The sequence below is a fragment of the Sorangium sp. So ce385 genome, from assembly GCF_051474135.1.
Classification (GTDB): domain Bacteria; phylum Myxococcota_A; class Polyangia; order Polyangiales; family Polyangiaceae; genus Sorangium; species Sorangium cellulosum_D.
Window position 1 is genome coordinate 8,175,441 of sequence record NZ_CP150337.1, and the last position, 26,778, is coordinate 8,202,218.

The 26,778-nt window shown below is 68.0% G+C and carries 12 protein-coding genes; 8 read left to right on the forward strand and 4 right to left on the reverse strand.

Going from position 1 to position 26,778, the window contains the following annotated elements:
- Positions 1-3,516 precede the first annotated feature (3,516 nt).
- Positions 3,517-4,842 carry a metallophosphoesterase family protein gene (locus WME83_RS29775; protein ID WP_437313089.1) on the reverse strand — a complete coding sequence of 442 codons (1,326 nt, stop codon included), beginning with the start codon at positions 4,840-4,842 and terminating at the stop codon, positions 3,517-3,519.
- A 916-nt stretch (positions 4,843-5,758) separates the two neighbouring features.
- Here WME83_RS29775 and WME83_RS29780 point away from each other — a divergent pair.
- On the forward strand, positions 5,759-6,991 hold the full coding sequence (locus WME83_RS29780; protein ID WP_437313090.1) for a sigma 54-interacting transcriptional regulator: 1,233 nt from the start codon (positions 5,759-5,761) through the stop codon (positions 6,989-6,991).
- A gap of 514 nt (positions 6,992-7,505) precedes the next feature.
- On the opposite strand, the gene WME83_RS29785 is transcribed toward WME83_RS29780, so the two are convergent.
- The 3 genes from WME83_RS29785 to WME83_RS29795 form a co-directional block, all read right to left on the reverse strand.
- The gene (locus tag WME83_RS29785; protein ID WP_437313091.1) at positions 7,506-8,000 is read right to left on the reverse strand and encodes a hypothetical protein; all 495 of its coding nucleotides are present in this window, start codon (positions 7,998-8,000) and stop codon (positions 7,506-7,508) included.
- A 1,145-nt stretch (positions 8,001-9,145) separates the two neighbouring features.
- Positions 9,146-10,726, reverse strand: coding sequence for a flavin monoamine oxidase family protein (locus tag WME83_RS29790; protein ID WP_437313092.1), 1,581 nt, complete (start codon positions 10,724-10,726; stop codon positions 9,146-9,148).
- Positions 10,727-10,787: 61 nt separating this feature from the next.
- Entirely contained in the window at positions 10,788-14,660 is a 3,873-nt protein-coding gene (locus WME83_RS29795; RefSeq protein WP_437313093.1) for a serine/threonine-protein kinase, read from the reverse strand.
- 2,093 nt (positions 14,661-16,753) lie between these two features.
- Between WME83_RS29795 and tnpA the strand changes: the two genes are divergently transcribed.
- From tnpA to WME83_RS29830, 7 genes are all read left to right on the forward strand, one after another.
- Positions 16,754-17,095, forward strand: coding sequence for an IS66 family insertion sequence element accessory protein TnpA (gene tnpA / locus WME83_RS29800; protein WP_437313094.1), 342 nt, complete (start codon positions 16,754-16,756; stop codon positions 17,093-17,095).
- Positions 17,092-17,463, forward strand: coding sequence for an IS66 family insertion sequence element accessory protein TnpB (tnpB, locus tag WME83_RS29805; protein WP_437313095.1), 372 nt, complete (start codon positions 17,092-17,094; stop codon positions 17,461-17,463). Before tnpA ends, tnpB begins: the two co-directional genes overlap by 4 nt.
- A gap of 118 nt (positions 17,464-17,581) precedes the next feature.
- Positions 17,582-19,201 (forward strand): IS66 family transposase, encoded by a 1,620-nt coding sequence (gene tnpC, locus WME83_RS29810; RefSeq protein WP_437313096.1) that lies wholly within the window; start codon positions 17,582-17,584, stop codon positions 19,199-19,201.
- 1,207 nt (positions 19,202-20,408) lie between these two features.
- Positions 20,409-21,626: a hypothetical protein gene (locus WME83_RS29815; protein WP_437313097.1), complete on the forward strand. Its 1,218-nt coding sequence runs from the start codon at positions 20,409-20,411 to the stop codon at positions 21,624-21,626.
- A gap of 506 nt (positions 21,627-22,132) precedes the next feature.
- Positions 22,133-22,777: an RNA polymerase sigma factor gene (locus tag WME83_RS29820; RefSeq protein ID WP_437313098.1), complete on the forward strand. Its 645-nt coding sequence runs from the start codon at positions 22,133-22,135 to the stop codon at positions 22,775-22,777.
- Complete coding sequence (locus tag WME83_RS29825) at positions 22,774-23,646, forward strand: hypothetical protein (RefSeq protein ID WP_437313099.1); 873 nt, start codon at positions 22,774-22,776, stop codon at positions 23,644-23,646. The genes WME83_RS29820 and WME83_RS29825 overlap by 4 nt, the downstream gene beginning before the upstream one ends.
- A 185-nt stretch (positions 23,647-23,831) precedes the next feature.
- Positions 23,832-26,447, forward strand: coding sequence for a CHAT domain-containing protein (locus tag WME83_RS29830; RefSeq protein WP_437313100.1), 2,616 nt, complete (start codon positions 23,832-23,834; stop codon positions 26,445-26,447).
- The last annotated feature ends 331 nt before the right edge of the window (positions 26,448-26,778 follow it).

Sequence of the window (26,778 nt, forward strand, 5' to 3'; positions counted from 1 at the left end):
GGGGAGTGACTCGGACGAGCCGGGGGGATGAGTCCGGCGAGGTGGGGAACGAGGTGGAACGAGGCGGGGACGACGTGGAGCGAGGCGGGGGACGAGTGCGGCGAAGCGGGGGCGGCAGCGCAGGAGGCGGGAGCGCGAGCGGGGGAGGTGGGGCAGAGAGCGGCAAAGCGGCCGGGGAGAACGGAAGGGCTGGGCGAGGCGAGGAGAGGGCGTGGTAGAAGAGGGCGGGAGCATCGGCTGCGAGCGGTGGACTGGCGCGGAAAAGCCGGGGGGCGCTCGCAAGGCCGGCAGGTGTTTGAAAAGACGATGGATTTTGGGATGGCCGGGGCGCGCGGGGCGTCCCCGGACGGCCGGAGCGAGGGGGGCGGCGGGGACCTCTCGCAAACCGGGGTGTAAGTACGCGAAATGTCAGGTAAGGCCTGGGAGGCCTCTCTCCGCCGCTGAAAGGCGGCGGCCCCATTGAAGCGCGTTGAACCACCGAATCACGTACGTGTAGCTCTCCGGCCTCTCCGCCGCTGAAAGGCGGCGGCCCCATTGAAGCTCGAGTACGCGGAGCATACGGTTGTCGAGCTGTTTCGCTCTCCGTCGCTGAAAGGCGGCGGCCCCATTGAAGCACTTGGCAGACGCGAAGGCACATGCGGCCAGCCGTGACTCTCCGCCGATGAAAGGCGGCGGCCCCATTGAAGCAAGAGCACCTGGAACTTCTTGCCGCGCTGGTCCGTGGCTCTCCGCCGATGAAAGGCGGCGGCCTCGCACCACGAGCGCGTCCTCCTGGAGCGCAGGGACCAGGCTCTCAGCCGCTGAACGGCGGCACCATTGAAGCACAGCACCAGCTCCTCGACGGCCACGACGCTGCGACGCCTCTCCGCCGCTGAAGGGCGGCGGCACCATTGAAGCAGGCTCGGCTCTGCGCCCTTCTGCCGCGCCAGCTCCGCCTCTCCGCCGCTGAAAGACGGCGGCACCATTGAAGCCGCAAGCGCGACCACTGGGACCCGGGGCCGAGCTTCCTCTCCGCCGCTGAAAGGCGGCGGCCCCATTGAAGCGGCAAGCCGAGCTCGCCGCCGTCGACCCCCTCGCCGCTCTCCGCCGCTGAAAGGCGGTGGCCCCATTGAAGCGCGCGCAAGGAACCGTTGGTGCAGAGACCTGCGGCCCTCTCTCCGCCACTGAAAAGGCGGCGGCCCCATTGAAGCCAGCGCTCGACACTGTACAAACGCCCAGCATCATCGTTCTCTCCGGCGCTGAAAGGCGGCGGCCCCATTGAAGCACGTAGATAACAGGCATGCCTTTCTCGCCCTTGCGCACTCTCCGCCGCTGAAAGGCGGCGGCCCCATTGAAGCCCCGCGCCCGTCGGCAGCGCGACCAGGGGGACCGGTTGCCTCTTCGCCGCTAAAAGTCGGCTTCGCCGCTAGAAGTCGGCGACCCCATTGAAGCCGGGTACTCCGACACCAGCGCCCCTGCCACGTAGTTCTCTCCGCCGCTGAAAGGCGGCGGCCCCATTGAAGCCAGGTGTACTCGTTGCCCTTGTCGTCCCGCATGATAACCAGGCTCTCCGCCGCTGAAGGCGGCGGCCCCATTGAAGCACCGGAGTACCGGCGGGAACCTCGACGGGCGGCAGACTCTCCGCCGCTGAAAGGCGGCGGCCCCATTGAAGCAGCACAAGGGAACGGAACATCAGACACCTACCTTTCCCGCTCTCCGCCGCTAAAAGGCGGCGGCCCCATTGAAGCCCTTGAACGGCGAGTTCCCGAGACTCCAAGCGTCGGCCTCTCCGCCGCTGAAAGGCGGCGGCCCCATTGAAGCCTGAGCTCCACAACGCCTTCGTCGATCACGTCGTGCCTCTCCGCCGCTGAAAGGCGGCGGCCCCATTGAAGCAGCATGAGCAGGTGGCCCGGCTGGGCGTTCGGCGCGCTCTCCGCCGCTGAAAGGCGGCGGCCCCATTGAAGCCCATCCCACCCGCCTGGCCGCCAGATCGCCTCCTCCTCTCCGCCGTGAAAAGCGGGGGCCCCATTGAAGCGGGGACCTGTCGTCCCTGTTCAACGCGCTACAGACCTCTCCGCCGCTGAAAGGCGGCGGCCCCATTGAAGCTGTGCCCACGGTTCGCGCGATCTGCGCCTGCCCGGTCCTCTCTCCGACGCTGAAAGGCGGCGGCCCCATTAAAGCATGAACCGGCTCGATCCTTGGATGTCGAACGTCGTGGAGCTCTCCGCCGCTTAAATGCGGCGGCCCCATTGAAGCTACAGGTCACCGAGCATCTTCTGCACCGCGGCGTCACCCTCTCCGCCGCTGAAAGGTGGCGGCCCCATTGAAGCGCCATCGCCCCCTCGACGGCGAGGTAGTCGACGAGCCAACGCCTCTCCGCCGCTGAAAGGCGGCGGCCACATTGAAGCAGCACGTCGGCCAGGTGCCGGATCGGCACTTCGTCTCGACCTCTCCGCCGCTGAAAGGCGGCGGCCCCATTGAAGCGTACGATAGGGCTCCTTCAGGTTCGTCTCCGCCGCCTCTCCGCCGCTGAAAGACGCGGCCCCATTGAAGCGGGCGGCGCCACGGGTGAGGCGCGACCGGGAGACGCACTCTCCGCCGCTGAAAGGCGGCGGCCATATCGAAGCGTCAGCTCGATCGACACGCGCTTCACCGGCGCTCCGAACTCTCCGCCGCCTTTCAGCGGCGGTGAAGCCCCGCGAACGGGACCGCCCGGAAGCCCCGCGAGGGCAGCTCTCCGCCGCTGAAAGGCGGCGGCCACTTGTATTATCACATCTTCGTCATTGTCGGACAGCACATCAAAGGTCTTGTTCTGAATGGTAATATTGAATCTTCAGATCACTGATTTGTGGCCGATGTCACGTGGTAGCCTGTTGTTGATCCGATGAACCCCAAGAAGGTCATAGAGGCGCATGGTAGGCCTGCAGTCCACCGAAGTAGGCTCCCCCCAGACGGCCCCCATAGCCCCCGCGCCGGTGCCGCGGATGACGAGATAGCTTCCTAGCGCGACTGGACTCTCATAGATCGCCGCGTCGAGGCGGACCGCCAGCGCGTGGACGGTGTCGTCGCTTGCGACCACCATCGTCCACGATGGGCTGAGCGCCGTTCACACGCTCGGGCCGATCGACAAGGATGGTAGATCTCAGCTGGTCATGCAGCGGCATGAACGACCTCCGTGCGAATCCCTCGGTATGGTACAGCAGCTGCGAATTGCGTGGAAGCGTCAACGCGACGCCATAGGGTTCCTCTCGACGCGATCGGCGTGTGCGCGAACGAAGTTCGACATTGCCCATCGCTGGTCCGGGTAGCTCAAGCAGGCGCAGCGCGTAGCCTGCCTCGTCGCCGCCGCTCGCAGCAGCATGCGGCTCGGCGATGCGATTGGACGTTGACGGAACGATGGCGATTCAGCGCCGACGGCGGGTTGGATGGACGAGCTGGTGCTCCGCCATGGACTCCTCGTGCGTCCAAAACGGAAGAACCGCTTAGGGCACAGCGTCGCAGCTCCTTGCTCCCCGTCTGCTCCGTACACGTCCGCCGTCAGACGGGGAGCGTGCGCCTGTAGAGCTCGGTGCCGTCGGGCGCGTAGAGTATCTCCTGCAACTGCGTATCCGCAAGCTCGAGCGCGGCGTACCCATGAGGCCCGAAACGCTTGCCGCTCTCGTAAACGTATGGATTCGACCCGTCGAGCACGCGTCCACCCGGGGTGCTCGCGCTGCCCGCTTTGACGCGAAAGACGTGCTGCCCGTCCTTGAGCGGCTCGATGGACTCGTCGGAGAACTCGTCCCGGAAGTATGGGAAACCGCCATGCCCAAGGCACCGCCCGAAGAAGCCCCAGGTCTGGTGCTGATCGTAGAAGATGGCACGATGCTCGTGACCCCAGTACCACGCCGAGATCTTTCTCGCGGTGAGCAGTGGCTGGAGCTGCTGCTGGAGCTTCGACCCCGGCTTCTCGAAGAGCGAGAAGGGTTGATGGTGCGAGAACAGCACCACCTTGCGGGATCCCGCAGCGGTGATCATCTGAGCGAGCCAGATCTCCTGATCGTGCGTCAGGCCGGGATCGAACCTGTCGATGTGGGCACCCTTGTCCCAGAGAAAATCCCAGGCCGCGAAGTGCCCATAGCCGGTATCAAGGCCGACGAGGAGAAAATGATCGTTCTGAAGTGCGAAGACGCTCGAGGATTGCTCGAACTGCTTCAGGATGAGGTCGAAATAGCCGCCTCCGCCCGCATAAGCCTCGTGATTCCCCATAAGAGCACGGCTTATTGGCTTCGTCCCCTGGATCTTCGGCCAGAACCCGAGAAAGTGTTCCTGCACTTCGTCCGCGTCGCCGACGTAGTAGACGTCACCTAGGTGAAGGAGGAGATCATAACCGCTCTTCGCGATGCTCGCGCTGCAGGGCGGCGCGCCATAGAGACCGCTCCCCCAGTCCCCGAGCATCGCGACGCGCAGATCGTTGGGCACGCTCTCCGGCGCGGCGGGCGGTGGCAGGAACGGGCGGGGACGGATGCTCTTCGGCATGAACTTCACGAATGCCAAGATCCATCTCATCCAGTCGTCCTGATCCATGGGTACCTTGAGATTCCCATGCCTGAGCGTTGTGAGCTGCTTCTTCTCGGCAATCTTCTTGGCAATGAAGGACTGCAAAAGCGCGCCGACAGGGTGTTCAGGCGACGAGAGCACGCCGGGATCGAGCTCACAGTCCTTCAGCGCGTCGATGCCGCTCTTCAAGAGGGCGAGCCTCGTCATCTGGTCCTGGTCGTTGGACGCCTTCGCGAGCTTGCGGGAGATGGTCATCATGGGCTGGCTGCCGAGCGCATTCGCGATATCCGTATAATTCACGATAATCCTTCTGGTCTCGTTCATGCCGGACTCCTCTCGGTTCGTGCTTTCAGGGTGCGATTACTGGACCAAGGACGGAAAGCTGCCCGGTTCGGTCTTCTGCAGCGTGGTTGTGACGTTGACGTGGACGCGGCTCGCGAAGCCGCTCATAGTGGTGGATCCCGAGATGGCCGGATAGATGTTGATCGCCCTGATCCTGTCTCCTGTTCTGGAGTAGGTTCGACGCCCTTAATTCGGTGTCTTGGAAAAGACGCTCATCAAGGGCCATGCCAAGAGCGGGCCAGGGCCTGCTTACTGTGCCCCTGCGCGCGGCGGGACCGGCATCACCCCGTCGGGACGGCGGGCAGGCTGAAGATCGAGTGTCCGATATGCAGGGGCCGCCGCGAAACGGTGCTGCCAGCCATGCGACGTGGTCGCGCGGTGACCGGAGCGCGGCGGCCATCGACGTGGCCGGACCACGTGGCCGGACCACGATGGCGGCCCTGCCGACACGACGCCGGACACAGCGGTGCGGAGGGCCGCCGTGTGTGGCGGGCGAGCGTGAACACGGCCGACATGTCGGCCGACACAGGCGGCCGTGCCGGAGCTTGCGGCCGCCTCGCCACCGGCGCTATCCTCCCTCTTTGTGCCCAGCCAAGATCCGGGGATCTCGACCCTGCACGAGCTGACCACCGAGAGTTCGGAGGCCGGCCCGCGGCCCGCGCGCGCCGGAGAGCTCATCCCCACGCTTACGATACTCTATCATCCTGTGCACGAGCGCATCGGCCAGAGCGCATCGCTCGCGGCGCTCGCCCGCGGCGAGGGCGTGCGTCTATCGCGCCTCGAACCCCTCTTCAGCTCCTCGCGAGAGGCGCCCAGTAGCCCGCTCTCGGACACGCGCCTGAGCCGCCAGCCGCTCCGGTTGATCGGCTTGAGCGGCGGCCGCATTCGGCTCGAGATCATGGGTAGTCCGACCGCCGTCACCGTCCGGGAGCAAGCCGTGGTGGGGTCGCGCGTGTTCTCGCCTGAGGAGATCCGGCGGGGGGTCGTCCTCGAGCTGTCGGGCCGGGTAGTCCTCCTGCTCCGCCTCGCCCGGGCCACCGAGGGCGGGCGGGGAGATCAGCTCGGCCTCGTGGGCGAGAGCGACGCCTTGCAGCAGGTCCGCGACGAGATCCGCAAGGTCGCGGAGCGCGATATCCCGGTGCTGATCCGCGGCGAGACCGGCACGGGTAAGGAGCTCGTGGCCCGCGCCCTCCACGAGGCGAGCGCTCGCCGGGGGCGCCCGTTCGTGGCGGTCAACATGGCGGCGCTGCCCGCATCGCTCGCAGGCGCCGAGCTCTTCGGGGCCGAGCGGGGCGCCTTCACGGGCGCCGTCAAGGACCGCGCCGGCTACTTCGCGCAGGCCGAGGACGGTACGCTGTTCCTTGACGAGATCGGCGACGCGCCGCTCGACGTCCAGATCATGCTCCTCCGGGCCCTGGAGACCGGCGAGATCATGCCTGTCGGTGGCCAGCGCCCGCGCCGCGTCCGCGCCCGCCTCGTGGCCGCCACCGACGCGAACCTGGAGGCGCGGATCGCCGCGGGCAACTTCAGCGCTGCCCTGCTCTACCGCCTCTCGAGCTTCGAGATCGCGCTCCCGCCGCTGCGCGAGCGGCGCGACGACATCGGACGACTCGTGCTCCACTTTCTCCGGCAGGAGCTCGCGAGCGCAGAGCGAGCCGGCGAGCCGCGGTTGGAGGCCTCGTGCATGGGTCGCCTCGCCGAGTACGATTGGCCGGGGAACGTGCGGCAGCTCCGCAACGTCGTGCGGCAGCTCGTGATCGGGAGCATGGGCGAGCCAACGCTCGAATGGAGCCCCGCGCTGGACCGGCTGCTGGCCGCGCCCGAGGAGCCGCGCCCGGAGCGCGCGCCGCGGCGCAAGCCGACGACGGTCACGGAGGACGAGTTGCTCTCGGCGCTTCGCGACGTGCGCTGGGATCTGAAGGCCGCCGCCGCACGGCTCCGGATCTCGCGGACCTCGCTCTACGCGCTGGTGGACAGCTCACCCCGCGTGCGCAGGGTGAACGATCTGAGTAAGGAAGAGGTCGCCCGGTGCTATAAGATGTGCGGCGGGAATCTCGACGCCATGGTCGAGCGCCTCGAGGTCTCGCGGCGCGCGCTCGCGCGGCGCGTACGCGAGCTCGGGGTGAGGTGAGCGCCGCCTAGGGCCGCGTCAGCGCGCCTGCACGACCGGTGAGAAGAGATCGAACAGCGAGCTTGTGGACCGCTCTACGCCTCTACGGCGAACCGTGGGCTGTCCACCTTGGGCACGCCGTCGGTAGACTCGGCGCCGATACGGCCTAGAGGAGGCGGTGGCTGCCGACTTCTTAACACCCTGCCGCGGGAACGGTCCCGAACGCGCGCGCAGAGCGCGCGTCCGGTGTGTTCGGCGAGAGGTAATGCCACCCCAGCTTATCGCCTGGATGCGACACCTGAGCTGCTTCAGTACGCCAGATGAGAAAAAGTCTTTGGCCCGTCGAATCGTAGCGTCACCGGCATAGATCGGTCCCATAACGGGGAGATTGGCTCGGCGCAGTGACCCGTGAGCCCAGTGCGTTAGCAGCGCACGCTGGGATCTGCGCGGGGGCGGCCCAAGTCGGCAGCATGGCGAAAAGGGCCGTCCCTAACGCGACCGCATCAGCAGCCCCGGGACGAGGCGTGAAATAGCTCTAAGACTGGTAGAGCGAGACTTCGCAGCCGCTTGAGATCATCTGGATCTGCATCTCCTCGGCCGCGCCGCTCAAGAAGAAGTAGATGGTATGACCGCCATCCTCGGATTCGAGGCTGCAGTAGAAGTTTTGCTTGCAGGACCAGATCTTCCCTCGCGCATCCTCGAACTGGATCCACCAGTAGTCGAACCCGGTGCCAATGCCCGTCCAGTACTGCACTCGGAGTGCTGTGCTGATCGCCCCTGTGGAAAGAGACGGCCATGTCATTTCCTGCTGGTGTTCCGGGTTGTTGCGGTAGCGGTGTCGCAGCGTCACGTTGGTGAGCTGCTCGCCCCAGTTGTTGACGACCACGCAGCTGGCAGTCCGCTCGGTGGCAGCCACTTCCGCCTGGTCCGCGGAAGCGGAGCGTGTCGGATCCGGGCGCAGCTTCGTGTCAAATCCGGATTTGGCATAACCACCCTTACTGTGAGATATGAGATTCGAGCGCGTGCACATGGCAAAGCCTCCGTATCCACCGTGATCACCGTTGCACGGGTGGACTTTGCTCTCTCTAGCATGGCTCATGCCTGCCTCGGGCTGCTCGGCGAGTATGACCCGCAAGCATCGTTGACCGGAGCGCAGGCGGATGAGCTTGCGGGGGATGCCAGCGAAAGGAGCTGCCGCTCTGAAGCGGCGGACCGTCCTCCGCGCTGGCTGGAAGCTCCGACGTCGCTGCGGACCCGTGGGGTACGGGCGAGCCGGTTGCCCGGGTGGAGGCTACGCCCGCCGAACCGGCAAAGCTTGCTGGCAAGCGATTGCCCGGGACGAACCGGCAAAGAGTCGCCGGCGAGATGTTGCCTGCATCGAGCCGGCAAAGACTTATCGGCAAGATGTATCGGGAAAGTCCCACCCCGGCGGCCGTGCCCTCGGATGCTCCTGGCCGGGTGGATACGCCGAACCCACGATGGCGGCCCTGCCGACACGACGCCGACACAGCGGTCCAGGGGGCCGCCGTGCGTGGCGACCGGGGTGAACACGGCCGACATGTCGGCCGACACAGGAGGCCCTGACGGAGCTCCAGCCGCATCGCCGCCATCGCCGTCTCCTCCTTGTGCCCTCGTGGTCGGGAGGATGGGCGAGCCAACACTCGAGTGGAGCCCCGCGCTCGACCGGCTGCTGGCCGCGCCCAAGGAGCCACGCTCGGAGCGCGCGCCGCGGCGCAGGCCGAGGACGGTCATGGAGGAGGAGTTGCTATCGGGCTCCGCGACGCGCGCTGGGATCTCAAGGCCGCCGCCGCTCGGCTCCGGATCTCGCAAACCTCGCTCGCGCCGCGCTTGCGCTCTCTCTGTCGGCCGTTGTGTCGGCTGACATGGCGGTGGCGCCGACCCTGCGTGGCGGCGGGCACGCCCCTTTCACGCAGCGCACGGGCGCCCGCTGCGTGCCCGCGCAGAGAGCGGTGGAGCACCCACGAGCTCAAACCTGGCCGGGCACGGGAGCGCGATGTACGTTGGGGAGGAGGAGGCGATGAACAGCCCACCGGAGGGATCGCTTGCTGGTGCATGCAGTCGCCGGCGTGCCTTCCATGGAGGAGGGCATCCTGTCGGCCGACGTGTCGGTCAATTCGACGGGGGCAGGTGCGTAGCCGAGGAGCGACAGAGCGCTCAGCCCTTCGGGGGGGCCTCTTCGCGCGCGATCTCGGCCATGACCGCGTCGGCAGCGCGGATCCCCGATTGAATGGCGCCGTTCATGTACCCGCCTACCCAGTCCGTCGCTGCCTCCGAGCCGGCCCAGTGGATACGCCCGCACGGCTCTCGCAGCGCCGGGCCATACTTGATGAACTTTCCGGGGCCGAAAACCGCCGCCGGGCACCCGCGGCTCCACGGATCCGTGGGCCACACTCGCTCGTAGTAGGCCTGGTATTCTTTGGCCTCCTCGGCGCCTCCGAACAGCTCCACGAGGTGCTTCAGGATCGCGGATTTGCGGTCGTCAGGGTCCGAGCCGGAGAGCCTCCTCGCCTGGTCGCCGACAATGAACGCCATGAGGCAATGGACTTCTTTCTCTGTGTTGTCCTCCCAGGAGTTGTCCATCGTCCAGCTGATGGGACCCCTGGCGCTGAGCGTGTAGCCGGAATAGCCGCCTACATGGTTCTTCGGCGAACGCTGCTTCCACCATGGCTTCGAGTACACGGCGAACGCCTTGATGGTCGCCCCCATCGTCATGTTCTCGGCGAGCCCCACGCGCTGCTCTGGCAGGCTCGGCTGATATTGAATGTTGGCACTGAGCGGCGGGGACATCGCGACGATCACATGGCGCGCCGTGAACCGCACCTTGCTGTTTTCCGAGCTCGCCTCGACGGTGGCCTTGTCCGTTGTACTGGAAGGCTGCTCGATCCGGACGACCCTCTGCATCTGCCGCAGGACGCAGGAGACGCCATCGGGGCGCGACGAATCGCGGATCGCCTCCTCGAGACAGCGAGCCAGCTTGCTCGCACCACCCTTGACACGGAAGGAGTCTGCACCGCCTCCGACCGCCATGAGGTTAACGAAGCCCCCCGCGGTCGCGCAGTAGTACAGCAGGTACAGCATGGAGAGCTCGCGGGGTTCGACCGAGAGCGCGCTTCGCACGCCGACCCGGAAGAGCTCCCGGGCGTAGAGCGCATGTTCCGGGATGCGGGCCTGGATCCAGTCCTCGACGCTCATGGCGTCCAGTTCGCGGAAAGGCCCATTCCAGGGCGTCTCTACATGGCACCGAACGGACGCGATCATGAACTCGAGCTCGGCGATGGTTTCCGTGATGCGCTTGTAATCGGGACCAGCGGCGAGGGCCAATGCGCCGGGCCGCGGTAGCTCGTGATCGGGCCCAGGGGCGACGGCCAATGCGCTGGGCCGCGGTGCGAAGCTCTTTTTTGCGAAATAATAAGGTTCCTCGTTCTTCTCGGCGTACTGGAACACGTGCCAGCCATGGCGGGGAAGATTGCTGTTGATGGTCCCGATGCCGAATCGCTTCATGTAGAGCTGCGTGTAATTCTGCTGCGTGCCGACGTAGGCGGCACCGAGATCGACGCCGTCGGCTCGCTCCTCGGTCATCACGCGGCCTCCCACGCGGTCTTGCCCCTCGATAATCAGGATCCTCCTCGCGGGACTCGATGGCCACCTCTGTATCAGCCAATCGGCCGCTGTGAGGCCTGCGAGCCCAGCGCCAACCACGATCACGTCGAAATCGCCGCCGTTCATATCAGCCATGGCGAACCTCTTCTCCTCTTCCCCCGACGAGCGTTCGTTGATGCAGGATTGATGCCACGGCTCAGTCGAAGCCGGGCGCGCACATGGCTGCCCAGCGTTCGGGTCGCGCGATCCCCGCCTCGGTCAGGTCGGCGACAGCGGCGGCAACGAGCGCTCGGCCCTCGTCACCGCCGACCAGCCGACCCTTCTGGCGCCGCACAACGGCCGCGAGCAAGGCCATTTCCGCGGCCTCGTAGCGCTCCAGCGCGGCGTTGAGGCAGGCGAGCGCCTCTCCCCGACGCCGGCTCGAAGCGGCCAGGGCTGCACGCACGAGCGCCGCCGAGGCCTGCGCGTCGGGCCGCGGCTCCTGCTCGAGCCGGCTGGCCTCCGCCTCCGCGAGCGCGAGTGCTCGCTCCCGCCGCGCGGCGCCGAGGGAGGCGACCGCGAGCGCCGCGTCGGCACGCAGCTTGAAAGCGGCGACCCGGACGAACTGGATGTTCAGCAAGCCGGATCTGTCAAGCGCTCGGAAGCCATCTCGGCCGAGGCGCCAGACCTCGCGCGCTTCGCCTCGGTACAGCTCGACGAGGAGCCGGTACTTGAGCGCCAGCCAGTGCTGGAAGAGGAACGTCCGCTGCGGCCAGACGGCGATGGCCTCATCGATAGCGCGGCGGGCGCCCTCCACATCGTCACACGCGAGGCGCGGGAGCGTCATGTAGAGCGACGCCGACATCCAGTGATAGAGGTTCCCAGTGGTCAAGCCGACGCGGACGCCCGCCTGGGTGCGGCTCGCGATCTCGCCGATGCGGCCAAGGTTCTCGAGCGACATGATGGCGGCCAGCTTCGCCCGGGTGAGCTCCTGGACGTGGCCGCGGTGCCTGCTCTCCAGCGCTCCGACCCCTTCATCGAGGCGCGCCAGGGATTCGCGGAAGTTGCCCATGCTGCTCTTCATCGATCCTTCGGTGAGAACGAGTAGCGCGTCGATAGCGGCATCGCCCAGCCCGGCGGCGAGCCGCCGGGCCGCCTCAAAGAGCGCGAACGCCTGAGCCCGCGCCGGCGCCGACGCGCTGGCAGCCGACATCAGCGCCATCTGGCAGAGGCCGCGTACAATCCGGCGCCTTTCCCCGGCGCGGAGCGCGAGCAGCAGGAATCGGACGCCGTAGAAGCCGCTGCGGACCATATCGCTCGCGCCCAACCCGCGCGCCACCGCCCAGCAGATGTCGAGTCGTTGCCGCACCTTCTCCGGTAGTTGCTCCTCCTTGCGCTCGCGAAAGGCGAGCCCGCGCGCCGCGAGCCGGGCGAGATCCCGCGACCTGAGCAGCACCGCACGATTCGGGGTCGCGGGGTATTCAAGCCGCACCTCGTGCAGCACAGGGCGGATGATCGCGACGCCACGATCGAGCTGGCCGCTGACGAGGAACTGCTCCGCGCCGCACTGCCGGAGCCACAGCGACTCCGCCATCGGCGCGCCCTCGGCGCACGCGAGGTAGTGCCCCGCCGCATCTGCGCACTGGCCGGCGTTGACCAGCGCATCGGCGAGGCGGAGCTCGATGCGGCGCCGCTCGGGAGCGCTGATGCTGGGGTTTCCCAGCACCAGCCGGTACAGATCGGCGGCGCGATCAAAGGCGAGGATCGCCGCGGCGTGCTCCGCGGCGGTGAGGGCGTGCGCCGCGGCCCGATCGTGATCGCCGCCGGCAAGGAGGTGCCGGGCGATCTCTTCCGGCTCGGCGCCGCCGTCCGCCTCGAGCGCGCGCCCGAGCGAGAGGTGGAGCCCGGCCCGGACCGCGGGGGCGAGCTGCTCGAGGAGGTACTCGCGGATGCGGTCGTGGTAGATTTCCAGGCTGTCGTCATCGCGTATCCCCGCGGCGCGGAGCAGCCTGCCGCCGCGTAGCCGGTGCAGGGCCCGGCGCGCCTCGACCGCCACGCCGCACGCGGCTAACGCCACCTCCTGCTTCAGAGAGCGCCCGGCGATCGCCACGATCGCGAGCAGCATCTGGGCATCCTGCGGGAGCTCGCCGAGCCGGGCCGCGAGGACGCCGTCGAGCGACGGAACACGCTCGATCGCGGCACGCATCTCCGCGGTGCTCTCCGAGAACTGCCGTGCTAGGGCTTCGATGAAGAACGGGTTGCCGGAGGCCTCCTCGACGATCGCATCCGCGACGGCCTCCGCGTCCGGGCAGCTCCGCCCGAGCAGATCGAGCGCCAGCTCTCTGGCAGCCGGCCGAGGGAGCTGCTCTAGCGGAATCACGCGGCGCTCCGCGGAGATCAGCCGCGCCATCTCCTGGAGAAAGGGCGAGTGCTCCTCGTCATCGCGGTACGCGCCAACGAAGAGCAGCGCAGGCGCCTCCGGTGCCGAGAGGATCTCGCCGAGCAGGTGCGCGCTGTCGAGATCGCCCCACTGCAGATCGTCCACGACGAACACCAGCTCCCGCCGCGCGCCGACGCGACGCAGGAGCTCCTTGAGGGCCCGGAACGCCTGCGCGCGGAGCTCGCTAGACGTGACGTCGAGCGTGGCGTGCTGCTGCCCTTTGGCGCGCGGGAGCACGCGAGCGAGCGAAGGGAAGACCCGGGCGAGCGCCGCCACGTCGGCCGGTTCCGCCGCCGCGCGCTCGTCCTCCGAGAGCAGCGCGAGGTAGCGCGCGAGCGCGTCGATGATGCTGTCGAAGGCCTTGTAGGGCACGGCCTCGCACACGAAGCACCGCCCCGCGAGCACCAGCGCATCCCCGCTCCCGCGCAGCTCGGCGACGAAGCGGCGCAGGAGCGCGCTCTTCCCCGCGCCCGACCGGCCGCGGACGTGCACGAGCACGGGCCGCCCAGGTTCGACGCCGGCACGGGCCGCGCGTAACGCCGCGAGTTCCTGATCCCGTCCGATGAGGCACAGCAGCGAGCGCGCCTCGTCGCGGTGTGCCGGCGGCGCGATCCCTAGGCGCTGGAGGATCTCATCGCCGGAAGGCCGATCCGCGGGCAATCTCCGGAGCAGCGCCGTGCACAGCGCGTCGAGATCGGCGGGGATGTCGGCGGCAATTGTGGAGGGTGGGGGCGGCTCTCCGCGCTGCTTCGCCGCCAGGATCTGCGCAGCGCTGCCGTGGAACGGGCGGCGGCCGGTCAGCGCCTCGTAGAGTAAGCCCCCGACGGCGTACCAGTCGCTCGCCGCCGACGCGGGCTCGCCGGCGGCCTGCTCCGGCGCCATGTACGCGGGCGTCCCGCGCACTGCGGCCCGCTCGAAGACGGCGTCCGCGTCGCTCACGAGGCCGTAGTCGAGCAGCACCACGCGCCCGCCGCCGTCAACGAGGATGTTGGCCGGCTTGATGTCCCGGTGCAGCTTGCCGGCCTCGTGAAGGCGCCGCACCCCCAGCACGAGCTGCTTCAGCGCACCGCGCAGCCGCACTGCGGCGAAGCGCGCCTCCTCCGCGGCGGAGTCGGGCGCAGCGTTGGCAGCCGGAGGTGCGGCGTCGCGCTCGAAGGTGCCGCTCTCGTCCGCTACGGTCGCGATGATCTCCTCGGAACGTTGACCCGCGCGATCGGTCACGTGCTCGACGAACGGCACACCCTCGATGAACTCCATCGCGATGTACGCGTCGTCGCCCTCCGAGACGAACTCGTACAGAGCGGCGAGGTTATCATGTGCGAGCTCAGCGACCGAGCGAAACTCGTTCTTAAGGCAGTGGAGCCACGCGGGATCGGCGCTCCGCATGGTCTTGATCGCGATCCGCTGTCCGTAACGGCGATCGCGCGCTTCGTAGACCACGCCCATGCCGCCGGCGCCGATGCGCCGGATCACGAGGTAGCGCCCCATCGCGACGGGATGCTCGACCGTCGCTTCGTCGAGCCGGCGCTCCAGCGCGGTGCAGTCGTCCCGATCCGCCGCGCGGCCGGCCGCGCCCGCCGCAACGACCTGCTCCGAGCGCTCCGGTTGCTGTCCGTTCGTTGCTACTCGCTCTGCTGCTCCCCGGCGCATGCCACCTTCCCTGGAACGGCTCCCGGCCTTCTCGCGGTAACCTGTGCCCTCACGACGCGTCGGCAGCGCGGGCGCATCTCGACGCGGCAGATGAGCGTAAGTTTGAGCGGCCCCGTCTGTCTACGCCTGCCTTCGTGCCCGACTCGCCCGCGGGACTCGCGGCGGAGGTGCGATAGATGCGGACGTACTCGGATGTACGAACACGCAGAGCGCATTTCGGCCAGCCCGCAGAGCAAGCTCCACTTCGAACCGGGTTGCGCGGCTTGATAAACCCATGGATGAGTCCGCATAGCGAACGGACTGGTCCGTGTACCGCGGTGTCGTAAACCGGAGGATACGCATGCGTTGAGGACCAACGAATCGACCGAGGATAGTCCGATCAAGGGCGTGCTCTTCACCCCAGCGAAATGATGGGGGATGCGTTCCGTTGCCGGGGCCTTCATCGGCCCGGACATCCGCCTTCTCGTCGTGCCGATGGCGGACAGGTGATCCGTTCTTGCAACGTGGCCATGACGTCGTCACTCGATCTTGCCGAGTCGATGGCGGCAATTTCATTCGAGATTTTTTTATTCTTCCCCAGCTACGCTATTGCCACCGCAGCTCGACGTCGGCTCGACACGAACGACGAGGGCGTCTCTAGTCTAGGCCGTTTCAGCGTCACGGCGGTGGAGCGCGGATCTACACGGCCATACTACCGGACAGGCGGGGACCTCGGCAGGAGCAGGCGCCTGGGTAGCGCGACGGCGAGCTCGGCCTCGTTGGCGTGCCGGAGCTCGGGCAGCGCGCGCAGGCCTGTCCGCGTCTCCGCTTCCGATCGGAGCGACGGCCGCGTGCAGCAGACCGGCGCCACTCTTCAGCTTACGAGCGGGATCGATCACGAACGCTTTCTCTCGAATCGGCCGCTACCCGCTCCCTCGGCCCGGGGAGGTCGACGTCGTCATGACGATGCGAGGTGACCCGCGTCCGCCGCATCGAAGAGTGAAAGGCTCTTTTCCGGAAGGCTCCGCCGTGCTCAGGCGGTGCCGCCGGCGACGAGGGCGATCTTTGTCTCAAGCTTACCCGTGAACTTTTCCTGCGTTCTGAGGGCATTCGGGTGGACACCCCGCGGGCTGCTCTCCGCTGACGCTGAGAACCACGATTTCCCGTCCCAGCTTGCCCGTCAGCAGCGCCAGCGAGCGGGGCGCGTTCCGGAGCGTTCCCACTGCTGGACACGGGTCCCGCGGTGGAGGGGTAAGCAGATGCTCGATCGCGTACGGTTTCCCTTCAAGCCAACAGACCGATCCGCAAATGCGAAGGAATTCAACACCTTGACATGCGTTGCGTGCCTCGCCGCAGAAGAGCAGAATGGCGTCCGACCGGGGCTCCTTGACCGCTCGGGTCGCGATCTACTTTGCCGATCAGATCGCGGTCGCAAGACAGGTCTCCGACAGGCCTCGCAAATTTGCCGATCGCTCCCGCGCCTGATCGGCCCTCAACATCTCCGTACGCCGCGGAGCGGTAGATCACCTCGCTCGGACCATCTGCCTGCGCTCGGGCGCACCGCCCGAGATCGAATGGCGGACAGCCGACGAACTTGCGGAGCACGCCGAGCAGGGCTATACGAAAGAAACCGTCGGCCCGCACTTCTCGACCGAAGCCTTTACGGCGCCGAGGTCTGTTGAGAGTCAAACTGGTTGATGCTCTCTCGCTCGGGCTGGCTGATGGCCATCGCGACGGTGACCGGGCGTCGGTCACGGGCGTGATGGTCGGCCCATCCCGTCCTGAGCGTGCCGGGGTGCTCGGACGCGTCAAGGGTTGCCTCGCAGGGCTCGGCGGCTGCGCCGCCCTTGACGCGCCCTGCGCGCCCCGGCGGCCGCGTCGCGCGGGCGATGGGCGGACGGGCCGGCGATGGCCATCGCGCGCGTGAGCGAGCCATCATCCTGCGTGAGCGAGAAGCGGCCCTCACCCATCATCTACCGCGAGCGTCAACACGGGCCTGACGAGCGGCCTGGAGGCGGCGAGCGCGAGGCCGGGTCCGGTAGGGTACGCGTTCGGTGACCCACATGCTGTTTTGGAGCCTCGGTGCTGCGTAGAAACCGGCGCCGGAGGTGTGGATGGACGAGAGCAGACGCATCTGGCGCGACCGGGTGGCGCGCTGGCACAAGAGCGGGCACTCCGCCCGCGTGTTCGCGGAGCAGGAGGGGGTCAGCGCCGGCACGCTGTACTCCTGGAGCCGCCGGCTGGGCATGAAGCGGAGCGAGTACCGGCAGCGCTCGGATAAGGCGACGCTGCCTGCGTTGCTCCCTGTGGTGGTCGCCGCATCGGGCGCGACGGCGCCCTCGCCGGGCGCGGCGCTGGAGATCGTCCTGCCAGACGGCGCGGTCGTGCGCGTGCCGCCGACGTTCGACGAGGACACGCTGGCGCGCGTCGTTCGTGCGCTCGGGGGCTCGCGATGATCCCGGGCCGCGTCTCGATCTACGTCGCCACCGAGCCGCTGGACCTACGGCGGTCGTTTGATGGCCTCGCCGCCGTCGTGCGCGAGGTGCTGCGACAGGATCCGCTCTCCGGAGCGCTGTTTCTGTTCTTCAACCGGGCAGCCGACCGTTGCAAGGCTCTGTGGTGGGACCGCAGCGGGTACTGCCTGCTTTACAAACGTCTAGAGCGCGGGACCTTCCGAGCCCCGCGTGCGGTCACGCCGGGAGCCACGAGCGTCGTCATCGACGCGGCCGAGCTCGGGAAGATCCTCGAGGGCATCGCGCTTGCGCCGACGAAGCTGCGGCGCGAGGTCCGCCTCGCCGAGGCTGCACCGGCTCCAGCCCCCTGAGCTCACCTGAGCTTCGCGCACTGCCGGGCAGCGCACGCGCTGCATTCCGGCGAGAGCCACTTCTTTTCCTACGACAACCCCCTTCAAAAAGCAAGAAGTCACGAGTACTTAGCGCCTCGTGGGCAAGTCGCTCGAAGAGCAGATTCATGACCTGAAGGACAGGCTGGCGCGCGCCGCGCACGAGCGCGACGAGTACCGCAAGCTCTACGAGCTCGCCAGCATCGAGCTGGAGCGGCTTCGCCGGCACATCTTCGGCCAGAAGGCCGAGCACGTCGACCCCGGGCAGATGCAGCTGGCCTTCGACGCCATCGTGCAGATGCTCGCGGGCGCAGGGGCGCCGACGGGCGCAGCGGCGCCAGCCGACGCGGACGCGCCAAGCTCGCCTGAAGGCGGCGGTGCGGCGCCAGCAGGCGCATCCGGTGGCGGCGGCAAGGGGCGCAGGACTACCCCGCACGGACGGCAGAAGCTGCCCGAGCACCTGCCCATCGAGCGGATCGAGCTTCTCCCGCCCGAGATGCGCGACGAGCGCGCCGCCGCGATGGTCCGCATCGGCGAAGAGGTGTCCGAGACGCTGGAGTGGCGGCCCGCGAGCTTCGTGCGGCTGCAGATCGTGCGGCCCAAGTTTGCCAAACAGGGCGAGCCGGAAGCGGGCGTGGTCATCGCGGAGGTGGCCGACAGTCCCGTCCCCCGGTCGCTCGCCGGACCAGGGCTGCTCGCGCACGTGCTGGTGAGCAAATACGGCGACCACCTGCCGCTGCATCGGCAGGAGAAGATCTTCGAGCGCCAAGGGGTGCACCTGGCGCGCTCGACGCTCTGCGGCTGGGTCAGCTCGTGCGCCGAGGTGCTGGGCCATCTGGTCGCCGCCATGGCGAAAGACGCGCTCTCCGCGCATTGCATCGCCATCGACGCCACCGGGGTGCTCGTGCAGGCGAAGGACAAGTGCCGGCGCGGTCACTTCTGGGTGCTCGTCGCAGACCGCGACCACGTGCTGTTTCGCTTCACGCCGCGTCACAACCAGGATGGTCCCAAGGAGTTTCTCCGCGGGTACAAGGGTTACGTCCAGGCCGACGCATCGAGCGTCTACGAGGAGCTGTTTCGGACCGAGCAGGTCACAGAGGTGGGCTGCTGGGCGCATTGCCGGCGGCGCTTCTTTGAAGCGATGTCGTCGGACCGGGAGCGCGCGATGGCGGCTCTCGGCTTCATTCACCAGCTCTTCGCCATCGACAAGGCCACCAAGGACCTGGCTCCCAGCCGCCGCACCGAGCAGCGCCGCAGCAGCGCCCAGCCCGTGCTCGATGCCTTCCGCGCCTGGCTCGACAAGGAGGAGCTGCTCGTGCTGCCCAGGAGCCCCATCGCCGGAGCCATCGGGTATGCGCGCAACCAGTGGACTGCGCTCACCCGTTTCCTCGAGGACGGGCGGCTTCGCTTGGATAACAACCGCAGCGAGCTCGAGCTCCGCAGGGAGGCCCTCGGTCGGAAGAACTGGATTTTCGTGGGCAGTGACGACGGAGCGGAGTGGAACGCCACCATCGTGTCCTTGATCGCCTCCTGCGCGTTGCACCAGCTCGACCCCTGGGCCTACCTGCGCGACGTGCTGATCCTGCTGCCGGGCTGGCCGCGCGATCGGGTCATCGAGCTCGCTCCCAAGTCCTGGAAGCAGACCCTCGAGAACACCGACGCTCGGCAGCGGCTCGCTGCCAGCCCGTGGACGTGGGCGCCAGCCACGCTGGCCGCGTGAGCGCTGCGGCGCCTGCTCTGCGCTACGGGTGACCTCCGGCGGCGTCGCGCTGGCCGTGGGCGGCGCTCGCCGGCGTTGCCGCGGGGGTGAGGCATCTCCGCCGTCCGCCGCGGTGCGTGGCGTGCAGCCGACCTTTTGCTGCTCAGGCTCCGCAGCAGGGGCGTTCGGTCTGCCGGCGCGCCGCCTCCGCATGCCGACGTCGCCAGCCGCGCGCTCCTCGGCCTCCGCCTCGAGTCCCTTCCGTCTGGTCTCGCCGCTGGTCACGCCGCCCTGCCGTCGCTCTCGCATCGCACGGCAAGCCTATGTCCCCGGTCTGCTCGGCGTCAGGATGGGCTCTACCGAACGCATACCCGGTAGGCGGCGCCGGCGCGACGAGCGACTCACGGCGCCGGAGCGGGCGGCTGTCGAGGCAGAGGCGCTGGCCGCGATCGCAGCGACGGCAGAGGCGAAGCTGGACGCGGCAGCCGGAGCAGAGGGCGAGGCGATAGACGGACGAAGGCAACAGGCTCCATGCCGCCGTTTTCTGGACCTGGAGCCCGGCTTGTGATGAAGGTGGGGGACTCCGAAGGCGGAGTTCCAGAAGGTTCGAGGGTGGCAGCCCTCGGGCCTTCGACTTTCCGGCGGGCGCAACGTCTACGCCGCGGAGGCGAGCGCGGTCCAGATCGGCGCGGGGGCCGGCGGTGAACGGTGAACGCCGGCGATCACGTCGCCGCGGTCTTCACCGATCGGACGCGGGACGTGACGATCGCCGACAGATGGAGACCCGCGAGCGCATCGCGGCCCTGCTGGTCGAGGAGACGGGCTCTTATAAGTAGTGTCGTCGTAACCGGCATGCCGTCGCCGTTACAGTATAGACGCAATCAGCATCCCGATGCGGCGATGCGGCTACCTTCCGACCTCCCAGCCTGGGGGGCCAGCCAGCTCTGCTTCGTTTTTGTTGTCGGATTCTCACCGCGAGGATCGTAAGCCGGAGTGACTCCAAGGCAGCCGGCGTCATCACCGGCTTGTGGTGACGCTCGTCGTTGGTCTCGTCACGGCGCCGACCACTATTTGCCGCGATCCGCCGGGGATACCTAGCCCGGCCGTTACCGCTTGGAGAAGGCATTTGTCGGTTCCGACAACGGACGCTGATGTTCTCGTCATCGCGCAACCGAACGACGGCAGCGACAGCAGTTAATCAACAACGCATATCACAAGGAGTTAATTTATGCCCATTTGCAAAATGGCTCGAGTAACCATCTTGAGCATCAGCGTAGGCAAATCGGAACAATACGGAGGCTTCTGGGGCATAGGAGGAGAGCCGGGAAACTCCGCGGAGTGGAACCTGGCCTTCACTGTGGCCGACCAACAGAAAGTCAAGCGCTTCGACGGCATCGTCGACGATAGCATCATCGCCATCAGCATACCTTTCGTGGTTGACCTTAACAGCATCGGAGAAGATCAGTTGAGAGTGTCGGTATCCGGCGAAGAGATAGATGGCAGCTCCGCAAACGATGTCATTCCAATGGCCGAATACATCATTACGCCAAAGGACAACTGGGTCGAGGGAAAGACTTACACCGCTAACGCGTACTCGGAAAATTTCTCGTACTCGTTCGACTTTCGCGTAGAATGCGCGGACCTCAGGGAGTCCGAGCAGCCGCTTGCAGACAACAAGCCGATGCTGTTGCGCTATGACGGGATATGGACGCCAGGTAATGATGGCAGACCGATCGTCTGGGGATGGACCTTCGAGGACCTGAAGAAGCGAAATGAGCATCTATTTGCTAAAGGATACCGCTTGGCGCACCAGGAAAGCTACAAGGTCAATTCCGGCGGACGTCTGTACAATGCCATCTGGACCCCTGGGAATGATGGTAGGCCAATTGTCTGGGGATGGGCGCTCGAGGACCTCAAGAAGAAGAATGGCGAGTGCTTCAATAGCGGATTTCGCATGAGTCACATGCACAGTTACGAGATCGCGCCTGGCGAGCGACGGTACGATGCTATCTGGACCCCTGGGAATGATGGTAGACCCATCGTATGGGGATGGACGCTCGAGGATCTACGAAAGAAGAACGACCAGCTGTATACCCAAGGGATGCGAATGTTTCTGCAGCAATCATACGAGGTGGCACGCGGTCAGCGGCGATACGATGCAATCTGGGTGCCTGGAAATGACGGTAGGCCGATCGTCTGGGGATGGACGCTCGAGGATCTCAAGAAGAAGAACGCTGAGCTTTTTGGCAGTGGTTTCCGCATGAGCCACATGCATAGCTATGACGTGGCACCCGGTCAACGGCGATATGATGCAATCTGGACACCCGGAAACGATGAAAGGCCCATCGTATGGGGCGATACTTTCGGCGACTTCCAAAAGAAGAATGGGGAGCTGTACGCAGCGGGCATGCGGCTCTCATTTCAGCACATGTATGACATTGCATGATGAGGTGTTGCGAATTAACGTGAGCGCGGTACCGAGCTCACGCGCTCACGATGGTGGTGGGATCCATGCGCGCAGCGTGGTGGTTTTGACGACGCGCAAACCCAGGCTTACGAGCAGCGCGAGCCTGGTCGGCGCGCCTGCTGCACGCCTCAGCTTGCCCCAATAGTTCGTCACCTCGTTCGACGCCACGACCTGGTGCCAGGGGGCTGACCCGCTGAGCGCCCGTCTTCCCACCCGCCAAGCATCGACGCTCGTCCACGGGGCACCGGAGCAATGCCGCCCCGCGCCCGGAGTCGTCTGCGGCGCGAGTCGCAAGTGCCCAGCCAGTGATGGTGGTCGCAGGATTTCGTCAAGCCGTTTGGCACGTACGGGTCGCCAACGCGTGGGTTCGCTGGGGTCCTCTTCGAGGAAGACCGGCCCGAGCCGCACGGCCAGCCCACGTGGATCGTTTCTATAGACGCCGTTGGTCGAAAGGTGTATGCTAGGCTACCTCCAAGGGTTGGCTTGTGATCGAGCTCTCTCGCGCTCTAATAGAGAAGGCGGTTGCGAAGGACCGGCACGCCGTTCGCGTTCTGATCGACGAGCTCTCGCCGGTCATCCAGCGCCGCGTCGCGCGTGCCTTACTCCGACGCGGGTGCGCGCAGTCGCGCGACGTGCGGGAGGAGGTCAAGGACCTGACCCAGCACGTATTTGTCGTGCTTTTTGCAGAGGAGGGGCGCGTATTGCGCCAGTGGGACCCGGAGCGCGGGCTGTCGCTCAGGAACTTCATCGGGCTGATCGCGGAACGCGAGGTCGGCACCGTCCTGCGCAGCCGCCGAAAGAGCCCCTGGACCGAGGAGGCCGTAGCCCCGGAAGACCTCGAGGAGAGTGCCGACCATGCCGTCGGCCCCGAGCACCTGATCGCTTCGAAAGAGATGGCTACGCGCATCCTGGAGACGGTCCGGAGGCAACTCACCGACCACGGGCTCGAACTGTTTCACTTGCTCATCGTCGAGGAGCGGTCGATTGAGGAGGTGTGCGCTGTGACTGGGAAGAGCGCCGATGCCATCTACGCGTGGCGGGGCCGCCTCGGACGGCTCGTCATGAAAGTGGCGCAGGAAGTCTTGTCGCAAACGCCGTTCAGGCCTCCTACCCTCGAGGAACGAACGTGAAGGACGGGGAAGCCTGGCTCGCAGCCCTCGCGCGGACCGCACGCGAGCAGGATTTGACTGCGGATCCGCGGTGGGATGCGCTCGCCGAGCGAGAGCTGTCCGCCGACGACGAGGTGGAGCTGAGGGCTCAGGCCGGGCGATCCACCGCTGCCCGGGCCGCGCTCGAGGCGTTCCGGCCGTTCGATGAGTCTGAACGCGACGCCTTCGAGGCGCAGGTCATGACGGCCATGGAGGCAACGCCGGCGGCGACTAGCGGCGCAGCGCCCACAGCGGCGGTGCCCTCTCTCTCGCCGGCCGCCGCCCAGGTTGCGACGTCCGCTGCCTCAACTGCACCGCAGCCCAAGACGGTCATCGCGCCCCTGCGCGCGCGGAGGCGCGCGCTCGTCGCCATGGCATCCACGGGATTGCTCGCCACTGCGGCGGCCGCGCTTCTCCTGTTCCGGCCAGCAGCGGGGCCGCCTTTCCCTGGGTACACGCTGTCGATCGCAGGCGGGGAGCGGAATGCGCGCGGTGCGCCGGGCGCACCTGCCGCCCCCCGTATCGGCCCGGGCTCCCTGGTCGAGCTGGTCCTGCGGCCAGCAACGCCGGTCCGCGGCCCAGTCGCAGTCCGGGGAGTCCTCGTGCAGGGTGGGCGACGGGAGACGTGGCGCCCGCCCGTCGAGATCACGGCCGACGGGGTGGTGCGCATCGCAGGGACGCGCGAGGCGCTCTTCCCGGGGCTGCCTGACGGGCCGTGGGAGGTCGTCCTCGCGGTTGGGCGGCCGGACGCGCTGCCCGCCGATCCTGCCGCAGCGCAGGGCGCGCCGGAGGACTTGCAGGTCCTGAGGGCGACGGTCGTCCTGAAGGAGGAGCCGGCGCGAGCTCCATGACGAGGGCGCACTGCTTCATCGCGCTGGCGCTCTTGTCGCTCGGTTGCAGTCGGGCGCGAGAGGGATCCGCCGCCGCGCCGCCGCCACCGCTCTACGTCGAGTTCGCCGGGTGCGCGGCGGTGCGCGCCGGGCCGATCTGCGACCTTCCGAAGGACCGCGTCCTGCGCTTCTGGATTCAAGCCCCGATGGACGCCGCGCTCGAGGTGGCCGCCGGAGGGCCAGCGCGCGCCCTGGGGGGAACCGCAGTCAATGGGGGCGTGCTGGCTCGCGTCGAGGTCGCCGGTGCGGCCGACGCGGTGACGGTGACGGCCACGCTGGGCGCCGCCGCGGCGTCGTTCCGCCTCGCGGTGGCCACCTCGACAGCTGTGCCTGCGTTAGAGGAAGCCGAGGAGCTGCGCCAGGCAGGGCGGTTCGACGAGGCCACGGCGCGGCTCGCGGCGCTACTCGAGGACGAGCGCCCCGACGTGCGCGCGCAGGCGGAGCGCAAGCTCGCGCGGGTCGTGCGGGTCAGAGGGGAGCCGGCCCGCGCGGCGGAGCTCCTCGCGGCAGCGATCGTGCGCGACCGCGCCGAGGGACGCGTGTCCGACGAGTTCCAGGACCGGTTCCTGCTGACATTCATCCGCCTGTACGTGGATCGGCAGCTCGGGGAAGCGAGGCAGGGACTCGACGCGCTTGCGCCGCTCGCGGTCGGGTACCCGGAGGGAGCCGCTGTCGCGCCTTATTTCCGCGGGCTGGTCGCAGTTGAAGGCGGCGACCTGCGGGCCGCCCTTGGGCTCTTCCGCGAGGCGGCGGAGCGCACAGTGCAGCTCGGGGTGGAGGACTTCCAACAGCAAGCGCTCCAGCAGTGGTCCGTCGCGCTCGGGATCCTCGGCCGGCACGCCGAGGCGGTGGCGCTGATGCGTGAGGCCGAAGCAAGGCTCCCGGTAGGCGCCAATCCGTGCCAGCGGGCGCGCCTTCTGAATAACGCCGGCTGGCTCGCCCTGCGCGCGGCGGACGTGCGCGCGCACATGGACAACGACGGCGGCGAAGCCGCGCTCCCCGATCCCACGCCCATGCTCGAGGAGGCGCTCCATCTTTCGCGCGTCCCGTGCTCCGAGCCGGTCGATCGCGCGAACCTGCTCGTCAACCTCGCCTACGCGGCGCTCGACCGCGGGCACGCCGAGGAGGCACGCCGCCGCCTCGACGATGCCCGCCGTGAGAACCCGTCGCCCAGCCCGCTCGTTGAGGTGTGGCGGCTGCTGCTCGAAGGGCGCATCGCGATCGCCGAGCACCGGCCGGCGCAAGCGCTCGCCTGGTTCGATCAGGTCGAAGACCGCGGGGAGCGCGGTGCGTTCCTGGAAGCCCGCTTCGAGGGGGCGCTCCGGCGCGCAGAGGCGCTGGACATGCTCGGCCGCGCCGCCGCGGCCCGCGCGGCCTTCGCGGAGGTCGAGGTGCTGCTCGAAGCGTGGAGCCGGGCCGTACCCCTAGGTGAAGGGCGGGACACATTCCTCGGCCGGCACGAACAGGCCGCTCGGCTGCACGTGGACTTCTTGGTGCGCCAGGCACGCCGCGATCCGACCGCGGCGGAGGAGGCGGCCCGGGTCGCACGGAAGAGCCGCGCACGTCTGCTCGCCGACCTCGACTGGACCAATCGCATCGGCGCGCTCTCCCCAGAGGCGCGTGCGCGCTGGGAGGCGGCGGTTGCCGAATACCGACGCGCGCGCGCGGCGCTCGACGAGGCCATGGCGAGCGACTGGCGCCTCACCCAGGATCGCCGCGAGGCGACCGCGGCCGAGCGCACCGCGGAGCACGCGCGGCTGCGCGTGGCGCTCGACGCGGCGCTGGCGCTCGCAGGGCAGAGCATGGCCCCGGCGATCGCCGCTGCGGATCTGCCTCGGCCGGGCGATGGGGAGCTGCAGCTTGTCTATCACCCGGTCCGCCATGGCTGGGTCGGCTTCGCCGTTACCGCCAGCGGCGTGGCCGCGCGTCCGCTCGGCGAGGTGGACCCGGGCGCCGCGCCGGACCGCCTCGCCGACCAGATGTTCGGGCCGTTCCATGCCGACATTGTCCGCGCCGGCCGGCTGCGTATCGCGGCGTACGGCGCACTGGACCGCCTGGATTTGCATGCGCTGCCGTGGGAGGGGCGGCCGCTCGTGGCGCACGCGCCCGTAGTGTATGGGCTCGACCTGCCCGCGCGTACCGCGGCGCCCGCCTCGGCCGAGTGCGCCGTCGTGGTCGGGGACCCCGGGGGCGATCTCCCGGCAGCGCGCGCCGAGGCGCGCGCTGTGGCGTTCCTGCTGGAGCGGCGCGGGTTGCGCGTCGCGCTTCTGGAGGGCCCGGCTGCGACGCACGATGCGGTCCGCGGCGCGATCGAGCAGCCGGAGGTCGCGATCCTCCACTACGCGGGCCACGGCGTGTTCGAGGGGCGGGACGGCTGGGAGAGCGCGCTCCCGCTCGCGGCCGGTGGGCGGCTGACGGTGGGCGACATCCTGGCGCTCGCGCACGCGCCAGCGCGGGTCGTGCTGTCGGGCTGCGAGACGGCGCGCACGGCCGACGCCGCCCGGGCGGGCGGGCTCGGCCTGGCACAGGCGTTCGCGGCGGCTGGTGCCGGCGTGGTGGTGGCCACGGCCAGACCGGTCGACGACGCGCTCGCCGCGCGGGTGATCGGGGCGCTCTATGCTGGGGACGCGGCGGACACGCAACCCCGCTCGTCGGAGGGGTTCCTCGACGACATCCCCGCCTCGCTGCGCGCCGTCCAGCTCGCCCTGCACGACACAAGGCCCGGCGTGGACTGGGCGAGCTTCCGCACGCTCGTACGTTGAGCCCGACGAGCGCCAGGCCGGCGTGCCCGCCGGCGCGGAGCGATTTTCGTCATCGCATGTCCGATCGAGCGCGCTCGCCTCGTATACCCGAACGCTCCGATCCTCCTGCCCCTTAATTCTCCCGAGGCGAACCATGGCTCTCTCCAGCTCACAGCACCTCGCTGATCCGATATTTTCTTCCATACGTCTATACGCTGTTCTCGGCATCACCGTCCTGATCCTGTCGGCGTGCCAGCCTCGCGGGCTTCCCCCTCCCCCACCGGGACCGAGCGCCAGCGAGCCATACACGGTAAAGAGCGCCCCGGGCTGCACCGGGAGGCGCTGGGTCGCC

Bases quoted from the DNA above. Each gene is read 5' to 3' on its own strand.
- WME83_RS29775 (WP_437313089.1), bottom strand. From the start codon at position 4,842: ATGAACGAGACCAGAAGGATTATCGTGAATTATACGGATATCGCGAAT.
- WME83_RS29780 (WP_437313090.1), top strand. From the start codon at position 5,759: ATGGGTAGTCCGACCGCCGTCACCGTCCGGGAGCAAGCCGTGGTGGGG.
- WME83_RS29785 (WP_437313091.1), bottom strand. From the start codon at position 8,000: ATGTGCACGCGCTCGAATCTCATATCTCACAGTAAGGGTGGTTATGCC.
- WME83_RS29790 (WP_437313092.1), bottom strand. From the start codon at position 10,726: ATGGCTGATATGAACGGCGGCGATTTCGACGTGATCGTGGTTGGCGCT.
- WME83_RS29795 (WP_437313093.1), bottom strand. From the start codon at position 14,660: ATGCGCCGGGGAGCAGCAGAGCGAGTAGCAACGAACGGACAGCAACCG.
- tnpA (WP_437313094.1), top strand. From the start codon at position 16,754: ATGGACGAGAGCAGACGCATCTGGCGCGACCGGGTGGCGCGCTGGCAC.
- tnpB (WP_437313095.1), top strand. From the start codon at position 17,092: ATGATCCCGGGCCGCGTCTCGATCTACGTCGCCACCGAGCCGCTGGAC.
- WME83_RS29815 (WP_437313097.1), top strand. From the start codon at position 20,409: ATGCCCATTTGCAAAATGGCTCGAGTAACCATCTTGAGCATCAGCGTA.
- WME83_RS29830 (WP_437313100.1), top strand. From the start codon at position 23,832: ATGGACGCCGCGCTCGAGGTGGCCGCCGGAGGGCCAGCGCGCGCCCTG.